This is a genomic window from Ruminococcus turbiniformis (genome assembly GCF_020687545.1).
Lineage (GTDB): Bacteria > Bacillota > Clostridia > Lachnospirales > Lachnospiraceae > Mediterraneibacter > Mediterraneibacter turbiniformis.
The window spans coordinates 111,225-135,004 of sequence record NZ_JAJEQX010000004.1; the positions used below are offsets into that span (position 1 = coordinate 111,225).

The 23,780-nt window shown below is 51.3% G+C and carries 21 protein-coding genes; 1 reads left to right on the plus strand and 20 read right to left on the minus strand.

Features of this window, described 5'->3' with window-relative positions; all coding sequences use genetic code 11:
- Positions 1–75: 75 nt before the first annotated feature.
- The 6 genes from rlmH to LKD70_RS03695 all read right to left on the minus strand — a co-directional run bounded on the left by rlmH (position 76) and on the right by LKD70_RS03695 (position 5,122).
- Positions 76–555, minus strand: coding sequence for a 23S rRNA (pseudouridine(1915)-N(3))-methyltransferase RlmH (gene rlmH, locus LKD70_RS03670; RefSeq protein ID WP_227706684.1), 480 nt, complete (start codon positions 553–555; stop codon positions 76–78).
- A complete protein-coding gene (locus tag LKD70_RS03675; protein ID WP_227706685.1) occupies positions 552–1,079 on the minus strand; it encodes a pyridoxamine 5'-phosphate oxidase family protein in 528 nt (175 codons plus the stop codon). The genes rlmH and LKD70_RS03675 overlap by 4 nt, the downstream gene beginning before the upstream one ends.
- Entirely contained in the window at positions 1,076–1,960 is an 885-nt protein-coding gene (locus LKD70_RS03680; RefSeq protein WP_227706686.1) for a damage-control phosphatase ARMT1 family protein, read from the minus strand. The genes LKD70_RS03675 and LKD70_RS03680 overlap by 4 nt, the downstream gene beginning before the upstream one ends.
- Positions 1,957–2,085, minus strand: coding sequence for a hypothetical protein (locus LKD70_RS18710; protein ID WP_407690896.1), 129 nt, complete (start codon positions 2,083–2,085; stop codon positions 1,957–1,959). Before LKD70_RS18710 ends, LKD70_RS03680 begins: the two co-directional genes overlap by 4 nt.
- Before the next feature lie 390 nt (positions 2,086–2,475).
- The gene (locus tag LKD70_RS03690; protein WP_227706688.1) at positions 2,476–3,066 is read right to left on the minus strand and encodes a hydrolase; all 591 of its coding nucleotides are present in this window, start codon (positions 3,064–3,066) and stop codon (positions 2,476–2,478) included.
- Entirely contained in the window at positions 3,053–5,122 is a 2,070-nt protein-coding gene (locus LKD70_RS03695) for a HelD family protein (RefSeq protein ID WP_227706689.1), read from the minus strand. The genes LKD70_RS03690 and LKD70_RS03695 overlap by 14 nt, the downstream gene beginning before the upstream one ends.
- 206 nt (positions 5,123–5,328) lie before the next feature.
- Between LKD70_RS03695 and LKD70_RS03700 the strand changes: the two genes are divergently transcribed.
- Positions 5,329–5,925 (plus strand): FKBP-type peptidyl-prolyl cis-trans isomerase, encoded by a 597-nt coding sequence (locus tag LKD70_RS03700; protein WP_227706690.1) that lies wholly within the window; start codon positions 5,329–5,331, stop codon positions 5,923–5,925.
- A 51-nt stretch (positions 5,926–5,976) separates the two neighbouring features.
- Here LKD70_RS03700 and LKD70_RS03705 read toward each other — a convergent pair whose 3' ends face one another.
- The 14 genes from LKD70_RS03705 to LKD70_RS03770 form a co-directional block, all read right to left on the minus strand.
- Complete coding sequence (locus LKD70_RS03705; protein ID WP_227706691.1) at positions 5,977–6,675, minus strand: DNA alkylation repair protein; 699 nt, start codon at positions 6,673–6,675, stop codon at positions 5,977–5,979.
- A 261-nt stretch (positions 6,676–6,936) separates the two neighbouring features.
- Positions 6,937–8,328, minus strand: a complete 1,392-nt coding sequence (gene gltA, locus LKD70_RS03710) for an NADPH-dependent glutamate synthase (protein ID WP_227706692.1) — start codon at positions 8,326–8,328, stop codon at positions 6,937–6,939.
- The gene (locus LKD70_RS03715; protein WP_227706693.1) at positions 8,328–9,215 is read right to left on the minus strand and encodes a sulfide/dihydroorotate dehydrogenase-like FAD/NAD-binding protein; all 888 of its coding nucleotides are present in this window, start codon (positions 9,213–9,215) and stop codon (positions 8,328–8,330) included. The genes gltA and LKD70_RS03715 overlap by 1 nt, the downstream gene beginning before the upstream one ends.
- Positions 9,216–9,354: 139 nt before the next feature.
- Entirely contained in the window at positions 9,355–10,536 is a 1,182-nt protein-coding gene (locus LKD70_RS03720) for an iron-containing alcohol dehydrogenase (RefSeq protein WP_227706694.1), read from the minus strand.
- Positions 10,537–10,718: 182 nt separating this feature from the next.
- On the minus strand, positions 10,719–12,116 hold the full coding sequence (locus tag LKD70_RS03725; protein WP_227706695.1) for a chitobiase/beta-hexosaminidase C-terminal domain-containing protein: 1,398 nt from the start codon (positions 12,114–12,116) through the stop codon (positions 10,719–10,721).
- 13 nt (positions 12,117–12,129) lie between these two features.
- Positions 12,130–12,966: a bifunctional methylenetetrahydrofolate dehydrogenase/methenyltetrahydrofolate cyclohydrolase FolD gene (gene folD / locus LKD70_RS03730; protein ID WP_227706696.1), complete on the minus strand. Its 837-nt coding sequence runs from the start codon at positions 12,964–12,966 to the stop codon at positions 12,130–12,132.
- A gap of 11 nt (positions 12,967–12,977) precedes the next feature.
- A complete protein-coding gene (locus tag LKD70_RS03735) occupies positions 12,978–14,648 on the minus strand; it encodes a formate--tetrahydrofolate ligase (RefSeq protein WP_227706697.1) in 1,671 nt (556 codons plus the stop codon).
- A 41-nt stretch (positions 14,649–14,689) separates the two neighbouring features.
- On the minus strand, positions 14,690–17,335 hold the full coding sequence (locus LKD70_RS03740) for an FtsK/SpoIIIE family DNA translocase (RefSeq protein ID WP_227706698.1): 2,646 nt from the start codon (positions 17,333–17,335) through the stop codon (positions 14,690–14,692).
- A 60-nt stretch (positions 17,336–17,395) separates the two neighbouring features.
- The gene (locus tag LKD70_RS03745) at positions 17,396–18,118 is read right to left on the minus strand and encodes a ClpP family protease (RefSeq protein ID WP_227706699.1); all 723 of its coding nucleotides are present in this window, start codon (positions 18,116–18,118) and stop codon (positions 17,396–17,398) included.
- A 165-nt stretch (positions 18,119–18,283) separates the two neighbouring features.
- On the minus strand, positions 18,284–19,558 hold the full coding sequence (locus LKD70_RS03750; RefSeq protein ID WP_227706700.1) for an O-acetylhomoserine aminocarboxypropyltransferase/cysteine synthase family protein: 1,275 nt from the start codon (positions 19,556–19,558) through the stop codon (positions 18,284–18,286).
- Positions 19,559–19,584: 26 nt separating this feature from the next.
- Positions 19,585–20,316, minus strand: coding sequence for a YebC/PmpR family DNA-binding transcriptional regulator (locus LKD70_RS03755; RefSeq protein ID WP_227706701.1), 732 nt, complete (start codon positions 20,314–20,316; stop codon positions 19,585–19,587).
- A 157-nt stretch (positions 20,317–20,473) separates the two neighbouring features.
- Positions 20,474–20,821: a type II toxin-antitoxin system PemK/MazF family toxin gene (locus LKD70_RS03760; RefSeq protein WP_227706702.1), complete on the minus strand. Its 348-nt coding sequence runs from the start codon at positions 20,819–20,821 to the stop codon at positions 20,474–20,476.
- A gap of 91 nt (positions 20,822–20,912) precedes the next feature.
- Positions 20,913–22,070 (minus strand): alanine racemase, encoded by a 1,158-nt coding sequence (gene alr, locus LKD70_RS03765; RefSeq protein ID WP_227706703.1) that lies wholly within the window; start codon positions 22,068–22,070, stop codon positions 20,913–20,915.
- Positions 22,067–23,602 carry an NAD(P)H-hydrate dehydratase gene (locus tag LKD70_RS03770; protein ID WP_227706704.1) on the minus strand — a complete coding sequence of 512 codons (1,536 nt, stop codon included), beginning with the start codon at positions 23,600–23,602 and terminating at the stop codon, positions 22,067–22,069. The genes alr and LKD70_RS03770 overlap by 4 nt, the downstream gene beginning before the upstream one ends.
- Between the last annotated feature and the right edge of the window lie 178 nt (positions 23,603–23,780).

The window sequence follows — 23,780 nt, forward strand, 5'->3', positions numbered from 1 at the left end:
TTTATCACTCTTACCTTTTTTTCATTATATCATCCGTTTACTTCACACCGCATCACCCAAAATAAAAAAACGCATTTATTTATGATACGGTTCCCCGCTGATAATCCGATACCCCCGGTACACCTGTTCAAGCAGAATCACCCTCATGAGCTGATGGGGAAATGTCATCCTTGAAAAACTGAGTGCAAAGTCCGACCTTTTCAGCACTTCCTGTCCAATCCCGATGGACCCGCCGATGACAAAGGCAATGCTGCTTTTGCCCTGAATCCCAAGTGTGTTGATCTTATCCGCCAGTTCCTCGGAAGAGAGCATCTTTCCTCCGATCTCCAGAGTGATTACATACATATCATCCCGGATATGCTTCATGATCCGCTCTCCTTCTTTCGCCCGGATCATATCCTCCACTGTCTCGCTGGCCTGATCCGGCGTCTTCTCATCCGCCACTTCGATGATCTCCAGTTTACAGTAACGGCTCAGGCGTTTCACATACTCGGCGACCGCGTCTCTTAAATACTTCTCCTTAATCTTTCCGACTGTAATTAACGTGATCTTCAAACCTGTCTCTCCGTTTTCCTTTTTCTCTCTTTCCCGGTGAAATGTTCCGCATCGATCCGGTACACGGCAGTTTTCTCAAGCATATCCGGACGAAATACAGTCCCTGCGCCGGGAGCCATATGTTCCATCAGCTTTTTGAGCCCGTACTGTTTCTCTCCCTCATTTTCCAGCCTTTTCACCGTTCCGCTTCCCATGATGCTCCGGTATGCATAGGAATAGCTGCATGTATAATCCCCTGTGATCACTTCATGCCGGCAGTCCATCTCAAAGGCGACATGCGGATCTGCCTCAAAAGCTTCCGCCTTACGCCCCTCTTTCGCCCCGTGAAAATACAGGGAAAGCTTCAGTGTCTGCTCTCCGGATGCCGCTTCCGCATCCTCAAATTCATATCCGAAGTTCACCGGCACGATAAACATCCCTTCCGCATCTTTCGCGCCGATGCGCACCACATTGCATTCTTCAAGTATCTCACGCAGAGTACCGTTATCCGTGATCTCCCTTTTCTTAAGGCGCATTTCTTTCATTCCGGAATTCTCCTTTCATTGACAAACATTCCCTGGAATCGCTCCGCCTGAAACTGCCGCATAAACCAGTCGCATTTGCAGAGGAAAAGATAATAAATGTTCAGCCCGCATCCGTGCAGTGTCTCAAAGTTTCCCTGCCCTTTTGACACAATAATGTCTGCGCTTCGGATCTCTTCCTCCGCCTCCTGGCTGATATCGCTCAGGTCCGTCCCTGCGATCTCGCTTCCGTTGTCCATCACAGGTACGACACGGTCAAGTCCTGTGAAACACGCCGCCTCAAGATCTGCGTCGTTTACCACCTTTGCCCCGCGGACAATGGCAGTGATATTAAGATCCGGGTACTGCTCTCTTAAGAGTTTCAGCGCGATTTTGTCAAGCACGATCTCTCCGCAGTTGTCGGTCAGATAGACGAGGCGGGATGCGTTTTTCAGCTCCTCTGTAAATCTCCCATACTCATCCGGGTCAAGACCTTCTCGCCCCTGACTTTCCAGCAGTTCGAGAAGTTTCTCCTTTGAGAGATCCTTCACCGCCGAATAGTCGATATAGTTTCCGGTCCGGGCATATGTAAGTGCCGCCTGGAGCGGATCTTTATGATTTCTGATTTCCTTTTCAAGTTCTTCTTCCATTGAGAGCAGATACTCATTGAACTCCTGCTTCACCCGTTCCACGTCTTCCCTTCCCGGCTTTTCTCCCCAGTATTTTTCATAGATCCGGGTCAGCGGCCGGATCAGAGTCGGAGCCGAAAGATCCGGATTGCATGTGCCGAGGAAACTTAAGATCTCCCTCATATGCCGGCATTTTTTCTCTTCATTGTCAAAATGTTTTAACTGCTCTTCCTGCATTCGGATGAGGCAGGCCAGACAGTGCGCGTTTACTTTCAATTTTCTCCTCCGTTTCTCCCGTCATGCTTTCCGGCTTTCTTTCTCATCGGTTCTCCCGTCAGAATTTTGGAAAGTCCGGTTCTTTTCGCCCCTTCAATATCGCATACCCCGTCGTTTCCGACCATAATGGCTCTCTCAGGCAGAATATGATACTGATCGATAAGTTTTGAGAAAAAAGCCGGATATGCTCTATGGACAGAATCCGGAAAAACTGCCCCGCCTGGCGGACCAGCGATTCGTCCGCGCTGATGCCTTTCTCTGAAAAGAGGGCGCTGAACACATCCTCGATCCGGATCTCCGGGTGGGACTCGTGGGCGTCGTTTCTGATTCCTTTTTTCCCTCTCCCGAACGTATCCACCAGCCTCTCATACGACTGTCTCAATTCATCCGGCAGATACTGCGCCCCATAGCAGGCATAAAAGAGCGTCATTTTCTCCCAAAGCAGCGGACTGCTCTCGTCCGTCCGGATATCCACAAGGGTCCCGTACAGATCAAAGATACATGTCTCGTACACACTATACACAGCGCTCCATCTCCTCCTGAATCTGCTTTTCAGAACATTTCATCGCTTCCAGCGTCTTCTCAAAGAGCATGTTCAGCTCCCATCCAAGCTGCTCCGCCCCGGTGCGGATAATATCTCTCGAACATCCTGCGGCAAACCGTTTGTCCTTGAACTTTTTCTTCACACTGGAAACTTCCATATCGCAGACACTTTTTGACGGACGCATGAGAGCCGCCGCCCAGATCAGACCTGTCAGCTCGTCTGCCGCAAAGAGTACTTTCTCCATCTCATGCTCCGGTTCTATATCGCTGCAGATTCCGTATCCGTGGGAGCAGACCGTGCGGATCATATCCTCACCGACGCCCGCCGGCGCGAGAAGTTCCGGAGCCTTTTTGCAGTGTTCTTCCGGGTACATCTCAAAGTCAATATCGTGCAGCAGCCCGCAGATTCCCCAGTAGTCCTTTTCCTCTCCGTATCCGAGATCGTCCGCATACCAGCGCATGACCGCCTCCACGGTGAGCCCGTGCTGAATATGAAATGCCTCTTTGTTGTACTCCTTTAAAAGCGCAAGCGCTTCCTCTCTTGTAATTTTACTTGTTCTCATCACTGTTTCCTCCATTCTCCACTCCGTATACATACAGCTCCTGCAGCGCTCTCGTGGCGCAGATATATGCCGCCTGAGAAGCCAGCGGATTGTCCTTTTCCGGCTGAATCATAAACACCTGGTCAAATTCCAGCCCTTTGGCCAGATAAAACGTCGTCACGGTCAGCCCCCGCTTAAACGCGGAGCTGTCCCGGTCCACATAGGACGCCTCTGTGCCGCGGTTCTTAAGCAGCCGGTACACGTCATATGCCTCTTCCTCTGTCAGAGTCAGGACCGCACCCGTCTCATAGCCGTCCTCTCCCAGATTCAGATTTTCTGACACCGCATCCAGAAGCGCGTCAGCAGACGAGAATGTTTCTTCCTCCACCGGCTTTCCATGTCTCTCCAGCAGATCGAGATCCGTGATTCCGCTGATCTTTCCCGCATATCTGGCAATCTCGTACGTGTTTCTGTAGCTTTTCTTAAGGATCACCGTCCGGATATCACGTCCAAGTATTTTCGGCAGGAACTTCAGCACATCATGCTGTTTCGTATCCAGAGTCTGCGCATAGTCGCCGAGGATTGTCATCCTGCACTCGAAAAGACTTTTCAGAATCGTGTACTGAAGGAAAGAATAATCCTGCATCTCATCGATGACAAGATGTTTGATATTTTTCCTCGAGTTTCGTCCTGTAAGCCGGTATTTCAGATACAGCATGGGGAACACGTCCTCATACTGCAGTTTTCTCCTCTCATACGGCACATCCGGAAGGGGATCGAATCCGTAATCCTCAAGGAGCCACCCATAGATCTCATAAAGGTCTTTCGACACATACATGCTGTCAAATTTCCCTTGAAGAAGTTCCCTGTCCTCATCGGAAATATCGCGGCCTTTCAGCGTCTCATAGGCGTCCACAAAATATTCCATGACCGCGTCCATTCTTTTGAGCAGCGGCGTCTCCTGAAACTTAAAGTAGAACAGGCGGATCAGATCTTCCTCCGTCAGTTTAGCCCCACGGAAACTCACCTCTTTAAAATCAATCAGCCTGTCTTCCAGTGTGGCGAGAAAACCTTCTGTCATTCCGACGAAATCCTCGGACTGTTTCAGACGGAACCGCTCTTTCTCCCCGCTGTCCGGAAATTTCATGATGCGCTCCAGATGATCATACCGGTCTTCACAGTCCGGCACCGCGCCTTTCAGCTCATGGTAGGCGTATATATCAAAGCTCATCTCCTGAATATTTTCCTCGCCCAGCTCCGGAAGAATATGGGAGATATAATCCGCAAACACACTGTTGGGCGACAGGATCAGTACGTTGGACGACTTCAGATTCTCCCGGTCGTGGTACAGAAGATAGGCAATCCGGTGGAGCGCGATGGACGTCTTCCCGCTCCCCGCCGCTCCCTGAATTACAAGGATCCGGTCCTTTGTGTTCCGGATGATGGCATTCTGTTCCTTCTGGATTGTCCGCACGATATTTTTCAGCTTTACATCCCCGCTGCTTCCGAGTTCCTGGCGCAATATCTCATCATCAATCTTCGTATCGCTCTCAAATGCGTAGACCATCTTTCCGCCGCGGATCTTGTACTGCCACTTTGAGGTAATCTCCCCTCTGATCTCTCCCGCCGGAGCCTCGTAAGACGCCTCTCCTTTGTCGTAGTCGTAGAAAAGGCTGCTCACCGGGGCTCTCCAGTCGTAAATAAGAGGTGTCATTCCGGTCTTTTCCGCGAAGTTCCCGATTCCGATATAAAACGGCTCGGATTCCTCCTCCCCTTCAAATGCGAAGTCAACCCGTCCGAAAAACGGCGCGTCCAGCATCTTCTCGAAGCGATGCTTCAGCTTCAGCTTCTCGGTGTTTGCATTCGTCTGCTGAAGAAGCGCCTGCCGGTTGTCATACTCTTCGTACCCGTACTGGTCCATCTCAGTGTAGTTGTCCCAGTAGTACTCGTGCATGTTCTCGATCTCTTTCTGGCCTTCGCTTAAGTCCTCCCTAATCTCCTTCAGTCTGTTTTCTATTTTCACTGTAACATCTTTCAGAAAAAGTGTACCGTCTGTGTTTTTCTCATTTATGGTCATACCTGTTTCTCCAGTCTGGCTTTTCCCGCTCTGCAGCGTCAGTGTACAAGGGGACGGCCGTATTGTCTCCTTTGTGCACTGAAGCTATTCAAACGCGGTATACTCAATAGTATAACATGTATTTTTTGAAAAAAAATCACAAATTAATCATATTTTCCTTTTATGATACTGTAACAGAATAATCACAGAGAAATGAGGTAAGGGATATGAAGAAGGAAAACCGGAAGATGGCACAGGAACGAAGGGCAAAGGAGCGCCGCAAAAAAGAGCTCAGAAGAAAAATAAGCAAAGGCATTGTCATAGGAGTTCCTTCCCTTGCAGCTATCATTCTGATCATCGCCATTGTTGTCTCTGCCTTTACTTCGGATTCTGCTTCCGAAAGTGATTCTGCAAACAGTTCCGACAGCTCTTCCGCAGACTCTTCCTCCGGCAGTTCCGATACTGAAGGAAGTCAGGGTACAGACAGCACGGATTCTGAAGAGGAGACTGATTCCGAAGCCGCATCGGCAGAATACTCCACGGACACGTCTCTCACCGTGGAGGACGGAGACACGGTAAACATCGACTATGTAGGATCCGTTGACGGCGTGGAGTTTGACGGAGGCAGCACAAACGGCGCAGGGACGGATCTTGTCATCGGCTCCGGTTCTTATATCGATGATTTTGAGGAGCAGCTCATCGGATATCACCCGGGCGATCAGGTCGACGTATACGTCACTTTCCCGGATGACTACAGCAATAATCCGGATTTGAGCGGCGCGGAGGCACTGTTCGAAGTGACGATCAACGGGATCTACAAATAAAAACACAGACAGACGGGAAGAAATAGCATCTTCCCGCCTGTCTGCATTCTCCTATTTTCTTTTCAGACTGTTTAAATACGCTTTCTCCTCCGGACTCACCCGATAAGATTCCCGGATCTTCTGGATCGCCTTGTTGTGTGTGAAATCATCCATCGCACTGTTTTCAATCAGGCTCCTTGTCTTCTCGGGAAATTTCACATAGCAGACCTGGATTGTCCAGGCTACCCCCATCTTCGTATAGTAACCCTCATGCCGGATCTCATTGCAGAGCGAAAGGATTTCATCAATATGCGTCTCATCCACAAAGTGGGACATCATTGACACGATCATGTACCGGAGTTCAAATTCTTCTTTGCTGTTTTTGAACTCAAGAAGATAGGAAAACCAGTAGTCCGGCTCCTTTTCCATAAACTTATAGCCATTCACGGAGCTGTCGCATACCGCCCAGTTCCGGATATGGGGAACGAAGCGGTCCAGATAGCTTCTGCGCTCTTCCCGCTCCATTTTCGCCGCTCCGATCACCAGTCCGGCCAGCATGATCTCCTCGTGAAAGGAGTCCTCGCCAAGCTCATCCAGAGCCTCCTGCAAATACGTCCTGAAATCTTCTTTCACAATCTCCTTCGCAAGTTTCCGTAGCGCCGGAAGGCGGATTCCAAGAACATGTTTTTCGTCCGGAATCAGCTTCTGACTGAACTCTTTATAATCTTCCTCCACAAGGCTGTGCATCCTATCTCTGATTGCTTCTAACATTCGTAAACTCCTTACCTTCCAGAATTATTTCTTTCTCTGTACGCATTTTATCACCTGTCATGCCTTTGAAGGAAAAGCGAAACTTATGACTGCAACGAGCCAGCCCAGCGCACAGATCATCCATGACAGTTTTTTACCTTTTCCGCTCCTCATAAGCATCCCCTCCGATCCGCTGCATTAAAATGAGGAAACCGTACCCGCGATACAGCTTCACGCCGTATCCGGGCACGGTTTCCTCCTTCCGCCTGATTTTCCGGAAAATTACTCTTTGCTCTTGATGTACTCGTCGATTCCCTTTGCTCCGGCTTTTCCCGCACCCATGGCAAGGATAACCGTAGCCGCGCCTGTCACGGCGTCTCCGCCTGCGAATACGCCTTCTTTGGAAGTCTGTCCGTTTTCCTCGTCAGCGACGATACATTTTCTGCGGTTTGTCTCCAGACCTTTCGTCGTGGAGGAAATAAGCGGGTTCGGAGATGTACCAAGAGACATGATTACCGTATCCACCTCGATATCATACTCAGATCCCGGAATTTCCACCGGACGTCTTCTTCCGGAAGCGTCAGGCTCTCCCAGCTCCATCTTGATAACCGTCATGCTGGTGATGTTTCCGTTCTCATCTACATTGATCTTCTTCGGGTTTGTCAGAAGATCAAAGATCACGCCCTCTTCCTTCGCGTGGTGTACCTCTTCCACTCTGGCCGGAAGCTCTGCCTCGCTTCTTCTGTACACAATGTGAACGTCCGCACCGAGACGAAGCGCTGTTCTGGCAGCATCCATAGCCACATTTCCTCCGCCGACTACGGCCACTTTCTTTCCTGCCGCGATCGGTGTGTCGTAGGAATCGTCAAATGCCTTCATCAGGTTGCTTCTTGTCAGGTACTCGTTTGCGGAGAACACTTCGTTCGCGTTCTCTCCCGGGATTCCCATGAACATCGGAAGACCTGCGCCTGAGCCGATAAATACCGCCTCAAATCCTTCTTCCTCCATCAGCATATCGATCGTCGTGGACTTTCCGATCACAACGTTTGTCTCGAATTTTACGCCCAGCTCTTTGACTTTCTCGATCTCTTTTGCAACGACTTTCTGCTTCGGAAGACGGAATTCCGGAATACCGTACACAAGAACGCCGCCCAGCTCGTGGAGCGCCTCGAATACAGTCACGTCATATCCCATCTTCGCCAGATCTCCGGCGCATGTAAGTCCGGACGGACCGGAACCGATGACAGCCACTTTGTGTCCGTTCTTCCTCTCCGCGCCAACCGGTTTGATGTCGTTTTCAAGCGCATAGTCTGCCACGAATCGCTCCAGCTTTCCGATGGAAACCGGCTCGCCCTTGATTCCGCGTATACATTTTCCCTCACACTGTGATTCCTGAGGGCACACACGCCCGCAGATTGCCGGAAGCGCGCTTGACTTTCCGATCACCTTATACGCTTCCTCGATATTTCCTTCTTTTACCTCATGGATAAACGCCGGTATATCAATTGCCACAGGACATCCCTGCACGCATTTCGCGTTCTTGCAGTTTAAGCATCTTGTGGCTTCTTCCATAGCTTCTTCTTTATTATATCCGAGACAAACCTCTTCGAAGTTCGTCGCGCGTACTTTCGGATCCTGCTCTCTTACCGGAACCTTTTTTAACATATCTGCCATTATTCGTCACCTCCGCAATGTCCGCATCCGCCGTGGTGCGTGTCGCCCTCCTGGAGCTTTAACATCGCACGGCCCTCTGCTGTCTTGTACATCTGGCTTCTCTTCATCGCCTGATCAAAATCCACAAGATGTCCGTCAAATTCCGGTCCGTCCACGCAGGCGAATTTGATTTCATCGCCTACCTGAAGGCGACAGGCTCCGCACATACCCGTTCCGTCGACCATGATCGGGTTCATGCTCACAATTGTCGGGATTTCCAGCTTCTTTGTAAGGAGGCAGACGAATTTCATCATGATCATCGGTCCGATCGCCACGCAGACGTCGTACTTTTCTCCCCCGTTTACGAGCTCTTCTACCATTGTAGTCACCATTCCGGCATGTCCGTATGTACCGTCATCCGTACACGGATAGTAATTGCCCGCGACAGCTTTCATCTCGTCCTCAAGAATAAGCATGTCCTTTGTCTTTGCGCCTACGATCACATCTGCGTCGATTCCACGCTCATGAAGCCACTTCACCTGCGGATAAACCGGTGCGGCTCCGACACCGCCTGCTACAAAGAGCATTTTTTTCTTTTTCAGAGTGTCAATATCCTCGTTCACGAACTCGGAAGCACAGCCAAGCGGTCCGGTAAAATCACGGAAATAATCCCCTTCCTTTAAGCTTCCCATCTTTGTCGTGGAAGCTCCGACTTCCTGGACAACGATTGTAATCGTGCCTGCTTCCCTGTCATAGTCACAGATCGTTAAGGGGATACGCTCGCCCTTCTCGTCCATCTTTACAATCACAAACTGTCCGGGCTGGCAGTGCTGCGCCACGCGGGGCGCATGTACGTCCATCAGAAAAATCTTGTCGGCCAGTTTTTCTGCTTTCATTATCTTATACATGGTCTTCCTCCTTGAAAAATCGCTCTTTGAATATAATACGCCATAATCCGCGCATTGGCAAGTAATAAATCAGGCCATCCGATTACGGATGGCCCATCTGTAAAAGGCATTTATCCTGTTCTGCTTTTCCTGCTCTGCTTTAGAAATCAACCTCTGTTCCGTAATATGTACATGTGAGAAGTTTCTCCATGGCAGCCGGATCGATTGCACGCGGGTTGGAGCCTGTACATGCATCGCCTACCGCGAGCTCAGCGATCTGAGCGACTTTCTCCTTGAACTCATCCTCGTTGATTCCGAACTCTTTTAAGGATTTCGGGATATTGAGTTTTACATTAAACTCATTGATCTTCTCTCTTAAGCTGTTGATCAGCGCCTGCTCAGATGTTCCGTCAAGTCCCATTCTGCGGGCGATCTCAGCGTAGCGGCTTGCTGCGACCGGATCCTTTGCATTGTATGCGATTACATAAGGAAGATAGATTGCGTTTGCGCATCCGTGCGGAATGTGTCCTGTGGAGAACGCTGCTCCTGTCTTGTGCGCCATGGAGTGAACGATTCCGAGAAGTGCATTGGAGAATGCCATTCCCGCCAGGCACTGCGCGTAGTGCATCTGCTCTCTTGCGTCCATATTGCAGTTGTAGGATGCCGGCAGATAATCAAGCACCATCTCAATCGCCTGAAGCGCAAGCGGATCTGTGAACGGTCCGTGCAGTGTGGATACATACGCCTCGATTGCGTGTGTAAGAGCGTCCATTCCTGTATAAGCGACCTGTTTCACCGGGAGACCTGATACAAGATCCGGATCAACGATTGCAACGTCCGGAGTAATGTTAAAGTCAGCCAGCGGATATTTCACACCTGTCTGATAGTTTGTAATAACGGAGAATGCCGTTACCTCCGTAGCTGTTCCGGATGTGGACGGGATTGCAGCGAATTTCGCTTTTGTCCTGAGTTCCGGGAAGTTGAACGGAACGCACAGGTCTTCAAATGTCGTGTCCGGATACTCATAGAACGCCCACATTGCCTTTGCAGCATCGATCGGTGATCCGCCGCCCATCGCAACGATCCAGTCCGGCTCAAATGCGCGCATTGCCTCAGCGCCCTTCATAACCGTCTCTACAGACGGATCCGGCTCTACACCTTCAAACAGCTGTACTTCCATCCCTGCTTCTTTCAAGTAGTTCACAGCTTTGTCAAGAAATCCCTGGCGCTTCATAGAACCGCCGCCAACGACGAGGATTGCCTTTTTTCCTTTAAGGTTTTTCAACTCTTCAAGGCATCCTTTTCCATGGTAAATGTCTCTTGGTAAACAAAATCTGCTCATTTTCAAGACTCTCCTTTATGTATTGTTATTTTTTTAACGTGCTCATTATAACTCTTTGTTAAAAAAAATACAACCCTGATATTGTAAAAATCGCATAAATTTTTTTCAATATCAGAGCTGTATTTATTGACAGAGCTGTTCTTCGCATTTTTCGGAGGAATTTTTCCTGTAAAAAGCGACGGTTATTCTGTTGTAATATAGTTTCTTGTAGTCACGTCTGTTGCTTTTCCATTATTATTATTCACAAGAATCGCATTGAAAATTGTCTGCGTGTCAGCCGGCATATCAACCGGTCCGGAATACTGATACGTCGTTGAGGACGAAGGATCCGGTGTCGAACCGTCCATTGTATAGTAGGCTGTATACCCGTCCGGAACCGTAATCGTAATCTGCGTCGGTTCCGTATACTGTCCGGTGGACGGAGTAACCGCAGGTGCGTTTGCAATCGGGAACTCAATCGTATATGTCGCCGATGATACAACACTCGGGATTCCGTTCGCATTGACGGCAATGGCCCGGATCTCAAACTCGCCTTCATTCTGCAGAAGGATCGGTTCCGTATATTCTGTTCCCGTCTCAGCAGTAGGGTCTGTGCCGTCGGTTGTATAATAGATCGTACCGCCGGTATCCGAGAGAATCGTAATCTCCTGGACCTCATTGTACGTTCCCGCTTCCGGTTTAAATTCCGGAGCCGCGGAAACATAGTCTGACACTGCACTTAAAACTGAACTGTCTTCGCAGTCATTCAGAAGCGCTGATATCTTATCCTGCTGTTCTGTGTCGATATAGAAGTCAATCGCTGCCTGATAGAGCTGTGCGTTTGTCGGCTGTGTCTCGATCACGTCAAGGAAGACGTCCTCCGCGCTCTCCAGGTCATCCTGATCAATATAGACCTCTGCCCAGCCCGTATATGCCTCCGGCCGGGAATCGTCCTTTATGATCGCGCGCTGGAAATACTCCTCGGCCGCATTGTAATTGTTGTTCTGAAGCGCCCGGTACCCTTTCTGCATCATCCCGGTATAGGAATTCTGATAAGCGACAAATATTACAACACCGATAAAGACAATCACACAGAAAAGAGCAATCAGCAGTCTGCGCCTTTTCCTTTTCGCCGCTTCCAGACGCTTCTGCTGTCTCTGGGACTTAAGATCCGCCGTGTTCTGACGCTTTACAGCCGGATCTGTGCCCTGACGCTGCCGCCTGATCTCATCTGTGCCTTGTCGGTGCCGCATGGACTCGTCTCTGTCCTGTGCCTGCTGTTTCTGTCTGCTGTTTCTGCGGAGTTCTTCCGCTTCCGGAGAACTTTTTCTTCCCTTTCTTCTCTTTTCCCTGATCCGGTCCATCTCGCTCTGGCTGAGCACACGGGTCGAATTTACATTCTGTGTCAGGCTGTCTCTTCTGTACCTTCTGATATCATCCGTCTGCATCGGACGTGTAGCGCCTTCCACAGAACCTTTTACCTCCCGTGCAATGACATCTTCGAGAGGGTTGTAATCCGGCACGATCTGCACTTCTGCGCCACATTCGGGGCATACCATCTGATCATCCGGGATATTGGCTCCGCAATGCGTACATCTCATGATCTTTCCTCCGTTAGCGTATCGTTTCCACACAATTATTCATCAGCATGGCGATCGTCATGGGGCCTACACCGCCCGGAACAGGAGTGATCGCCGAAACTGCCGGCTCCACGCTGTCGAAATCCACGTCCCCGCAGAGATGGTTATCCGCGTCTCTGTGCATGCCTACATCGATGACAACAGCGCCCTCTTTCACATAGTCCGCTGTGATAAGCCGTTCCTTTCCGACAGCTACGATCAGAATATCTGCCCTCTTTGCAATCTCTTTCAAATTCTTTGTCCGGGAATGCGCCACGGTAACCGTCGCATTTTCGCGAAGCATCAGCGCAGCCATCGGTTTTCCGACTATATTGCTTCTTCCGATGATCACACATTCTTTCCCTTCGATCGAAATTTCCGAGCGCTTTAAAAGCTGAATAATCCCGGCCGGCGTACAGGAAAGGAAGCCTTTTTCTCCAATCCATAATCTTCCTACGCTGACAGGATGGAATCCGTCCACGTCTTTGTCCGGAGAAATCGTTCGGATAATCCGGTCTTCATCAATATGTTCCGGAAGCGGAAGCTGGACAAGAATCCCGTTTACCGACACGTCTGCATTCAGGTCTTCAACCAGTTTTACAAGTTCTTCCTCCGTCGTACTCTCCGGAAGTTCGTATGCTCTGGACTCGATTCCGATATACGCACAGGCTTTTTTCTTATTTCTCACATATACTGTGGACGCCGGGTCATCCCCCACCTGCACAACAGCAAGACAGGCATGCCTGCCCTGGGCTTCCAGGCGCTTTACTTCCTCTTTCAGTTCATCTTTGATCTGCTGGGAGATCAGTTTTCCATCGATTCTCTGTGCCATTTTATTCTCCTTTAAAACAGTCCTGTGATCCTGCCGTCGTCTGTCACATCAATCCCGTTTGCAGCCGGCACCTTCGGCAGACCCGGCATTGTCATGATTGCCCCGGTAAGCGCTACGACAAACCCGGCGCCAGCGCTCACATACACCTCGCGGATATGGATGTCGAACCCTTCCGGTCTTCCAAGCTTCTTTGCGTCGTCGGACAGAGAATACTGATTCTTTGCCATGCAGACCGGGAAGGCTCCAAATCCCAGCGCTTCAATTCTGTCGATCTGTTTCGCGGCAGCCGGCTCATACACAACGCCTTTTGCCCCGTAGATCTCTCTGGCTATGGTCTCGATCTTCTCCCGGATCGAAAGGCCGTCCTCATACAGCGTATGGAACTCTGACTTTTTGTTTTCCAGAGTATCAAGAACCTTCTCTGCAAGAGCGATTCCGCCTTCTCCGCCTTTTTCCCACACTTCGGAGAGTGCGAATTCACAGCCTCTCTCCTCGCAGAATCTGCGGATAAATTCATTCTCTGCCTCTGTGTCTGTGACGAAAGAGTTGAGCGTCACAATCACAGGAACTCCGTATTTCTGTATATTTTCAATATGTTTTTCAAGATTTACAATTCCTTTTGCGAGTGCGTCCAGATTTTCCTCTGCCAGATCACTCTTCGCAACTCCTCCATTATACTTCAAAGCGCGTACAGTTGCAACCAGGACGACGGCATCGGGTTTTAAACCCGCCATCCGGCACTTGATGTCAAAGAACTTCTCCGCCCCGAGATCTGCACCGAACCCGGCCTCCGTAATCGTGATGTCACTCATCTTCAGTGCCATCTTTGTGGCTCTTACGCTGTTGCATCCATGTGCGATATTGGCGAACGGTCCGCCGTGAACGATGGCCGGAGTGTGCTCCAGTGTCTGAATCAGGTTCGGCTTAATCGCATCTTTTAACAGCGCTGCCATCGCCCCTGTCGCCTGAAGGTCGTCTGCGGTTACCGGTTCTCCGGCGAAATTATATGCCACGATGATTCTGCCGAGCCGTTTCTTTAAGTCGGCCAGATCATCCGCAAGGCAGAGGATTGCCATGATCTCGGAGGCAACTGTGATGACGAAGTGATCCTCCCTTACCATGCCGTCCATCTTATTTCCAAGACCTACCACGATATTTCTGAGCACACGGTCGTTCATATCAAGACAGCGTTTCCATACAACCTGTCTCGGGTCAATGCCGAGAGAATTTCCCTGCTGAATATGGTTGTCCAGCATGGCCGCCAGCAGATTGTTGGCCGACGTAATCGCGTGGAAATCTCCCGTAAAATGCAGATTCAGATCTTCCATCGGCACAACCTGGGCGTATCCGCCGCCCGCGGCTCCTCCCTTGATGCCGAAGCAGGGTCCGAGGGAAGGCTCTCTCAGGGCGATCAGTGCGTTTTTCCCGAGCTTCGCCATGGCCTCGCCGAGTCCGACCGTTGTGGTCGTTTTTCCCTCTCCCGCCGGAGTGGGATTGATTGCGGTTACGAGAACCAGCTTTCCGTCCTCGTTATCCTTGATTCTCTCCCAGAGTTCGTCGGAAAGTTTCGCCTTATATTTTCCGTAAAACTCAAGCTCATCCTCGCGAATGCCTGCTCTGGCCGCAACGTCTCTGATGTGTTCCATCTTTGCTTCCTGTGCGATCTGAATGTCTGTCTTCATGCCGTTTTCCTCCTCTGCATCTCTTTTCTCTTTTGTTTCCGCTAGTTGCTGCTGATATATTCTTCAAATTCTTCTTTGGTCATAAGCACTTTCCTCGGCTTCGTTCCTTCCTCCGGGCCTACCACGCCGGCCTCCGCCAGCTGATCCATAATCCGGGCGGCGCGGTTGAATCCGATCTTGAACATGCGCTGAAGCATTCCGATGGAAGCCTTCTCCTTATCGATAATCAGCCTGCCCGCGTCAGCAAAATATGTATCCCGGCTGTCTTCCGCCCCGTCTGCAGCAGCGGCCGCAGTACCCGACGGAAGATTTGTATTCATATGCTCTTCCAGTTCCTCGCTGTAGGCCGTATTTCCGTTTCTCTTTATCAGATAGTCCACCACATCCTGGACTTCCTTATCCGACACGAAGGAGCCCTGGACGCGAACCGGCTTCGGATATCCTGACGGATAGAAAAGCATATCTCCTTTTCCGAGCAGCTTCTCCGCGCCGTTCATATCTATGATCGTCCGCGAGTCCACGCCAGACGACACAGAGAAAGCGATTCTCGACGGCATGTTCGCCTTGATCAGTCCGGTAATGACATTGACAGACGGTCTCTGCGTCGCAAGAATCAGATGCAGGCCGGCCGCCCTGGCAAGCTGCGCCAGACGGCAGATCGCGCCTTCCACCTCTCCCGGGGCCACCATCATAAGATCCGCCAGCTCGTCGATAATAATGATGATCTGCGGAAGCTTTTTCCGGATCTCTTCACCGGTCTCCCCGTTCTCGACTTTCTCGTTAAATCCCTTTAAGTCTCTTACATTGTACTCCGCGAACAGCTTGTACCGCTTTTCCATCTCGGCCACCGCCCAGTTGAGGGCACCGGCGGCCTTCTTCGGATCTGTCACAACCGGAATCATCAGATGCGGAATCCCGTTGTATACGCTGAGTTCCACAACTTTCGGATCTACCAGAATCAACTTGACCGAATCCGGATCCGCTTTGTAGATAATACTCATAATCAGCGTATTGATACACACGGATTTACCGGAGCCGGTGGCGCCTGCCACAAGCAGATGAGGCATTTTGGCGATATCCGCAATTACGACTTTGCCCGCGATATCTTTACCGACTGCAAACGTAATCGGTGAAGCGCTGTTTTTAAACTCCGGTGATTCCAGAAGATCCCGAAGCATCACGGCTGTATTTTCCTTGTTCGGAACTTCAATTCCGACCGCGGCTTTTCCCGGAATCGGAGCCTCGATTCTTAAATCCGCCACAGCCAGATTCAGTTTGATATCGTCTGCCAGTCCTACGATCCTGCTCACCTTTACTCCCTGCTCAGGCTGCAGCTCGTAACGTGTGACAGACGGCCCGCAGCTTGCGTTGGTCACGTGGACGCCCACGCCGAAGTTGCGCAGCGTCTGTTCCAGCTTTAAAGCCGTTGAACGCAGATGGGCGTCAGAATCGCCGCCGCTTCTCTTTCCTTTCTTAAGCAATGAGACAGGCGGTGTATGATAAACCTTCGGAGCTTCAGCCTGGGCGGACGCTGCGGCAGCCGCCACACTCTCCGTCTCCGCCGACACATCGGCCGCATCCTGGGCTTTGTTTCTCCGCGGTTTCTTTCCATTTACAGAGATCCCGCCGCTGTCCGCCTGCTGATCCGGGGTCTCCGCTGCTCCACTCTGTTTTGCACTCTCTCCGGTATCCTCCGGCATATCAGGCATATCAGTGTCCGGTACATCCGCTTCTGCCCGGTTTATGACAAAATCACCGGAAGACATGTCTGCGGAACCGGAAGCCGCATCCGCGAACCCGAACGCATCCTTCTGGGAAAGTCCGGACCCGGCCATCTCCTCCGGTATCAGTTCGTGCATGTCCGGATTCTTCCGTCTGCCCCGGCGTCCGGTTTTCTTCTCTTCCGGCGCCTTTTCCGGTTCCAGAGTAGTCGCAAAGGAGACGCCGGATACTTTTCTGTCTTTTCGAAGACCGGTCTCCCGGCCTTTCTCTCCGGCAGCAGAAGCTGCTGTTCTTCCCTTCTGCTGTTCCTTTTTCTGTTCTTCCCGTCTCTGCGCTCTTAAGACAGCCGTCTCCTGGTGCTTTTTCTTCGCACCTTCATACGCTCTTCTGCTCTGTCTGCCCAGCGGAGCCAGAAGCGAACGCTCTGTCACAAGAATCACACAGATCACAGACAGCACAAAGAGCACTACATAGGTGCCGATCACGCCGATTAAAGGACACAGAAGCGTGACAATCGCGCCTCCCGTAAGTCCCCCGGCGTTTCTGTGACTGCTGGACGCATGATAATACGAGAGCAGCGAAGCCCCCGGCGTATAGTCGTTAAAAACAAGTTCCAGAATCGCTGTCAGAAACAGGAACAGGAATACTGCGGCCACGGTCTTGACATATGCGTGAGCATTTCCCCTGTTGGAAATCAGAAACGCCGCAAGCCCGAAAATAAGAAAAGGCAGCAGATATGCCATAAGTCCGAATGTGCCGAACAGAACCGATGAAACCGCCTCCCCGACGATTCCTCCGACTCCGAAATTGCTGAGCACAAGCAGGATACACAGCGCCAGAATAATCAGGATGCCGATCTCCCCCATAAGCTCTGATTCCTGACGCCCCTTTTTTGAATTGTTTTTTGAATTACTCCTCGGACTGCTCTTTGTCGTCTTTCTCTTTTTTGTAGATTTGGCAGCCATATAACTCCCCCTTAAAAATTTACATACTACAGTTTAGTATATCATCATTTAAAAATCATGTCATCCCTTTTTTCTGCGCTCGTCAATCAGTTCATGAAGCTTTGCGAATGCCTGACTGATTCCTCCGACCTCGTCGATCAGCCCTTCCCGGACTGCCTCTTCCCCTTCCAGCATCGTCCCCACATCCTTTACAAGCTGGGTAGAATCCAGCATCAGCTCTAAAAGCCGCTCCTGAGTAATGCGGGAATGAGACGCGATAAAACGGGCGATGCGGTCCTGCGTTTTCTCCATGTTCCGGTAGCTCTGAATCACTCCGATGAACATGCCTGTGGAGCGGACCGGATGCACGATCATCGTTCCGGTCGGAACAATGAACGAATAGTCCGCGGACACCGCAAGCGGCCCTCCGATGGAATGGCTTCCTCCCAGCACGAGCGAGACCGTGGGTTTGCTCAGAGACGCGATCATCTCCGCGATTGCAAGCCCGGCCTCCACATCTCCGCCGAGCGTGTTCAGAAGAATGAGGACACCTTCTGTCTTTTCATCCTCCTCGGCCTCCGCAAGCCGGGGAAGAAGATGTTCATATTTTGTCGCCTTCGTATTTCCGGACACTGCCTCATGCCCCTCGATCTCTCCGATAATCGTGAGAAGCTGAATCCCCCTCTTTGAATGTCCGTTCCCGAGATCCAGTGTACCCGTCTCTCTAATTTCCGTATTTTCCTCGTTTCTCTCTGCCTGCACGGTCTCTGCTGTATGATCTCTGTCTGAGTGACTGTGTTCCATATGCGCTTACCTCCTCGATCTTTCTGTCAGATTTAGTATTGAGAAGGACAGTCGGTTTTATACAGAAAGTTCATTCTGTCAGGACAGAGCTTAAGGCTGGCCCGGCGTATATCCTGACATATAAAATGGTATGGATGCAAATTGTATACATCCATACCATTTTAATCAGCGGAGCGCCTGCTCCACATCCGCTATGATATCTTCCACATTTTCAATTCCGACACTGAAACGGATCAGATCCGGCTGTACTCCTGCCTCCAGGAGCTCTTTTTCATTCATCTGACGGTGCGTGTGGCTCGCCGGATGGAGCACGCAGCTTCTCGCGTCTGCGACATGTGTTACAATCGCAACCATCTTCAGTTTGTCCATCATCTCCACCGCTGCGTCTCTTCCTCCTTTCAGTCCAAAGGTAAGGACGCCGCATGTACCGTTCGGCATGTATTTCTGTGCCATATCGTAGTATTTGTCTCCTTTGAGAGACGGATAGCTTACCCATGCCACCTTGTCATGCCCTTTCAGATATTCAGCCACTTTGAGGGCGTTCTCGCAGTGCCGTGCCATTCTCAGGTGAAGCGTTTCCAGTCCGATGTTGAGGAGGAACGCATTCTGCGGAGACTGGATCGAACCGAGGTCTCTCATAAGCTGAGCTGTCGCCTTTGTGATGTAGGCGCCTTTTCCGAATTTCTGTGTATATACGATGCCATGATATGTCTCATCCGGCGTGGTCAGTCCGGGGAATTTCTCCGCGTGAGCATCCCAGTCAAAATTTCCGCTGTCTACGATTGCACCGCCCACACATGTCGCATGGCCGTCCATGTATTTTGTCGTGGAATGTGTGACAATGTCCGCGCCCCACTCAAAAGGTCTGCAGTTGATCGGCGTTGCGAACGTATTGTCCACGATAAACGGAACTCCGTGGCGGTGAGCCGCAGAAGCAAATTTCTCAAAGTCAAGTACAACAAGAGCCGGATTCGCGATGGACTCTCCGAAGACAGCCTTTGTGTTGTCCTGGAACGCCGCTTCAAGCTCTTCCTCTGTGCAGTCCGGATCCACAAACGTAGCCTCCACTCCCATCTTGCGGATCGTATGTGCATAAAGATTGTACGTTCCGCCGTAGAGCGCTGACGCGCACACGATGTGATCCCCTGCCTGAACAATGTTCATGATTGCATAAAAATTGGCCGCCTGTCCGGAAGACGTAAGCATGGCAGCGACGCCGCCCTCCAGGTCACAGATCTTTGCCGCAACCGCATCGTTGGTCGGATTCTGAAGACGGGTATAGAAATATCCGGATTCCTCCAGGTCAAAAAGCCGTCCCATCTGCTCGCTCGTCGTGTATCTGAATGTCGTGCTCTGGTAAATCGGCAGAACTCTCGCCTCTCCGTTGCCGGGCTCGTATCCCGACTGTATGCATTTTGTTTCTATTCTGTAATCGCTCATCCGCTTCTCCTCCTGCTCTTTTGTATTTATTCATTCCAGTTGTGGTACACATCCTGCACGTCGTCGTCCTCGTCGAGAAGGTCAAGCGTCTTCTGGATATTTTTGATATCTTCCTCGCTTGTCAGCTCCACATAAGTCTGCGGAATCATGGTGACAGCAGCCTCCGCCATCTCGATTCCCTCTTCTTCCAGCTTCAGGCGCACATCGCTGAACGCTTCCGGCGCGGTCAGAATCTCGTAGCTCTCCTCATCTTCCACAAAGTCTTCCGCTCCCGCGTCAAGGGCAAGCATCATCAGCTCGTCCGCATCCATGGAGCAGTCTTCCTTTGCGACAAAGATCTGGCCCTTCTCGTCGAACATAAAAGAAACGCAGCCGGGTGTTCCGACATTTCCGCTTCCTTTCGTAAATGCGTTTCTTACATTGGACGCAGTACGGTTCTTATTGTCCGTGAGCGTCTGCACAATGATAGCAGTTCCACCCGGGCCGTATCCCTCATATGTAATATGCTCGTAGTTGTCGGCGCTTCCCTCTCCCGCCGCTTTCTTGATATTTCTCTCGATGGTGTCGTTCGGCATGTTGTTTGACTTTGCCTTGGCGATCACATCTCTGAGCCGGCTGTTGTTCGCCGGATCCGGTCCGCCGCCCTCTTTAACCGCGACGGCAAGCTCACGGCCGATTTTTGTAAAGATTTTTCCTTTTGCTGCATCATTTTTTTCTTTTTTATGTTTGATATTGGCAAATTTTGAATGTCCTGACATATGTGAATTCTCCTCTTTCTCTTAATGTCCTTCATGTAAGGCAACCCAGTACATGATACGGCGCGCCCGCAAAACAGGGCGCACACTGTGCTTTACAATTTTATCACGATTCGGTGAATCTGTAAACTGTGATCTGGAAACACAATTTGGAACCTTTCTATGTAGGCAGCTCCAGGCTGATCCGGATCGCACGGTCCACTTTTCGCATCATTGCGCTGTCTATGTGGCAGACATATTCTTTCAGGCGCTGTTTGTCGATTGTCCGGATCTGTTCCAGCAGTATGACGGAATTCTTTACGATTCTGTAGTCTCTCGTGCTGATCTCAATATGTGTGGGGAGTTTCGCCTTGTTCATCCTCGATGTAATCGCCGCGCAGATCACAGTCGGGCTGTGCCTGTTCCCGACATTGTTCTGTATGACGAGCACCGGGCGTACTCCTCCCTGTTCAGATCCCACAACCGGACTTAAGTCCGCATAGTAAATATCTCCGCGTCTGATTACCAATCTTCTCACACTCCGATCAAATCAAGATACTTCATTATTCCCTGTTTCATCGGATGTATGCATCTGATTTTCTTGTTCTACGCTGCCGGACTTACGAATCAACTTCCAGTATCCTGCCATCCTGCATGTACATGCGGGGAATTCTTTTCCCGAGACAGCAGACAAACTCGTAGTTAAACCGGCCGCTGAGCGCGGACAGCTCCTCCACTGAGATCCTGTCATCTCCGTCTTCCCCGACAAGGATCACCCGGTCCATAAACTTTGTCTCCGGAATCTCCGTCACGTCCACCATGAACTGATCCATGCACACTCTGCCGAGAATCTTTGCCCGCTTTCCGTGGATCAGCACAGATCCTTTGTTCGACAGGGAGCGCGGATAGCCGTCTCCGTAGCCGACAGGAATCGTGGCCACCCTCATCTTCTTCTCTGCGGTAAACGTCCCTCCGTAGCTGATCGACGTTCCCGGCTCCACGTCTTTTACGAAAGAGACATGGCTGACCAGCGTAAGCGCCGGACGCAGACGGACTGCCTCCTTATTCACCTCGTCCGAAGGATACATGCCGTAGGTCGCGATGCCGGCTCTTGCAAGATCATGCTTCATATCCGGAAAATCAATGATTCCCGCACTGTTGTCGCAGTCAAAATAGCGGATCGGAACGTGTCTCTTCTCCATCTGCTCTTTCATCCAGAGAAAACGCCTGTGCTGCTCCAGCGTGTAGGTTTTATCCGTCTCATCTGCCTTTGCGAAGTGGGTAAACATTCCTTCCAGGCAGACGCGGGGCAGTTTTCCGATCCGCTCGATCGTCTCCGCGCTCTCCTCACTGACCGGGAATCCGATCCGTCCCATCCCCGTATCGATCTTGATATGGAAACAGACGTCTTTCCCTTTTCTCTGCGCTTCCTTCGAGATCGCCTCCGCCATCTCCTCCGTGTACACGGCAGGGCGGATCTCAAGATCGATCATCTCTTCGTACTGGTCCGGAAATACGCATCCAAGCACAAGGATCGGCTTTCTGATCCCGTGTTCGCGGAGCGCCGCCGCCTCCTCCATACATGCGACTGCAAAGCCCCACACATAGGACGTCTCCTCAAACATCCGGGCAATCGGAACCGCGCCGTGACCGTATCCGTCTGTCTTTACTACTGCGATCAGCCGGGCGTTCTCCCCGATCCGCTTTTTCATCTGTTCCATATTTTCTCTGACTGCATCAAGGTCTATTACAGCGCAAACCCTGTTATGCTGTTTCATTTTCTTTCTTCTCCTTTAGTCTGTCCGGGAATCGCTTCCCCATTTTCACACTCCGCTATGCAGCGTTCCAGCCCTTCGATCAGATCCCCCGCCAGAACACTGTATCCGCCTTTTGCGCGCCGCGCCTCATCGCCGCCGCATGCGTGCAGGTACACTCCCGCCGCCGCACTTTGAAACGCATCTTTTCCCTGGGCCAAAAGCCCGGTGATCACGCCTGCAAGCACGTCCCCGGAGCCTGCCTTTGCCATGGCGCTGTTCCCCGCAAGGTTGAGAAACGGATGCCGTCCTTCTTCGGACACCACGGTCCGGCTGTCTTTCAGCACGCAGACAGCCCCGTATTCCCGCGCGAACTCCCGCGCGGAAGCCACCCGGTCTTCTGTGATCCCGGGAATGCTCTTCCCTGTAAGACGTGACATTTCTTTCATATGCGGCGTGACAATCACCGGGCCGGGCATTTTCCCAAGCCGTCCGGTATCCCGGCTCAGAAGGTTGAGTCCGTCGGCGTCGATCACGCACGGCACGGTCACATGGTCAGTCACATAGTTGAAAATCTGTTCCGATACACTGCTCTGTCCCAGTCCGCTTCCGATGCAGACCACATCCGCCCAGGCGAGGAGTTCTCTCATCTGCTCCTCGTCAAATCCGTCATAACAGGACAGAACTGCCTCCGGGAGAAGCTGCTGCAGAACCGGCCGGTTGTCCGAAGCCGTACAGATTCTTACAAGCCCTGCTCCCACCGCGTAGGCTGCGCGCGCGGAGAGATATGCGGCTCCGGCCATTCCGCTGCTTCCGGTAATCATAAGAACTTTTCCGTAAGTCCCCTTGTGGGAATCAGGTTTCCGCTGCGGCAGCAGAGAGGCAATGTCTTCCCTGTCGTAAGTAAAGCACACGTCTTCATTATTATCGAAATACTCTGTCCGTATCCCGATCGGAACGGCCACCGTTTCCCCGGAATAATTCTTTCCGGGATAGAGCTCGCTTCCCGCTTTCACGCAGGCCATGGCCGCGGTCAGATCCGCCCGGAAAGCCGTTCCCAGGATTCTGCCCGTGCGGGCACACACTCCGGACGGAATGTCAACCGCGACTTTCGCGCACTTCTGTTCGTTCATCCACCGGATCACATCGCAGTACCGTCCGGAGATATCGCGGCTTAGCCCCACGCCGAATACCGCATCTATTATAACAGTATATTCGCGGTCCGGTATTTCAGTGAATATTTTCACTCCGGCGCGTGCGGCAATCTTTTTCTGAAGAGCGCACTCCGCACTCATGGACTCCTCCCGTCCCGCAAAAAGCACATCCGCCCTGTCCTTCTCATCTTCCAGAAGCCTGGCAATGGCAAATCCGTCCCCGCCGTTGTTGCCGCTTCCGCACACGACAAGCGCTCTCGACGTGTCAATTCCACGCCTGTGCATGGCTTCAACGGTCCCGAGCGCAGCCCGCTCCATGAGCACTAGGGAGGGAATACCGACTTCGTTTATCGTGTGCATGTCCGCAGATCTCATCTGCTCTGAATCCGGCAGATATCTCATGAACCGACACCGTCCTTTCCATTCTCAGTTCTCAGCACAGCTCTGTTCTCTGTATTTCAGCTGTGCAGTATATCACAATATACCCCGCAGTATCACTGCGGGGCCTGCTCTGTTTCCTTATAACTTCTGTCTGACTTTTTCCTGCTGCTTTCTGAATCTCTTACTTTCCGATTTCCTG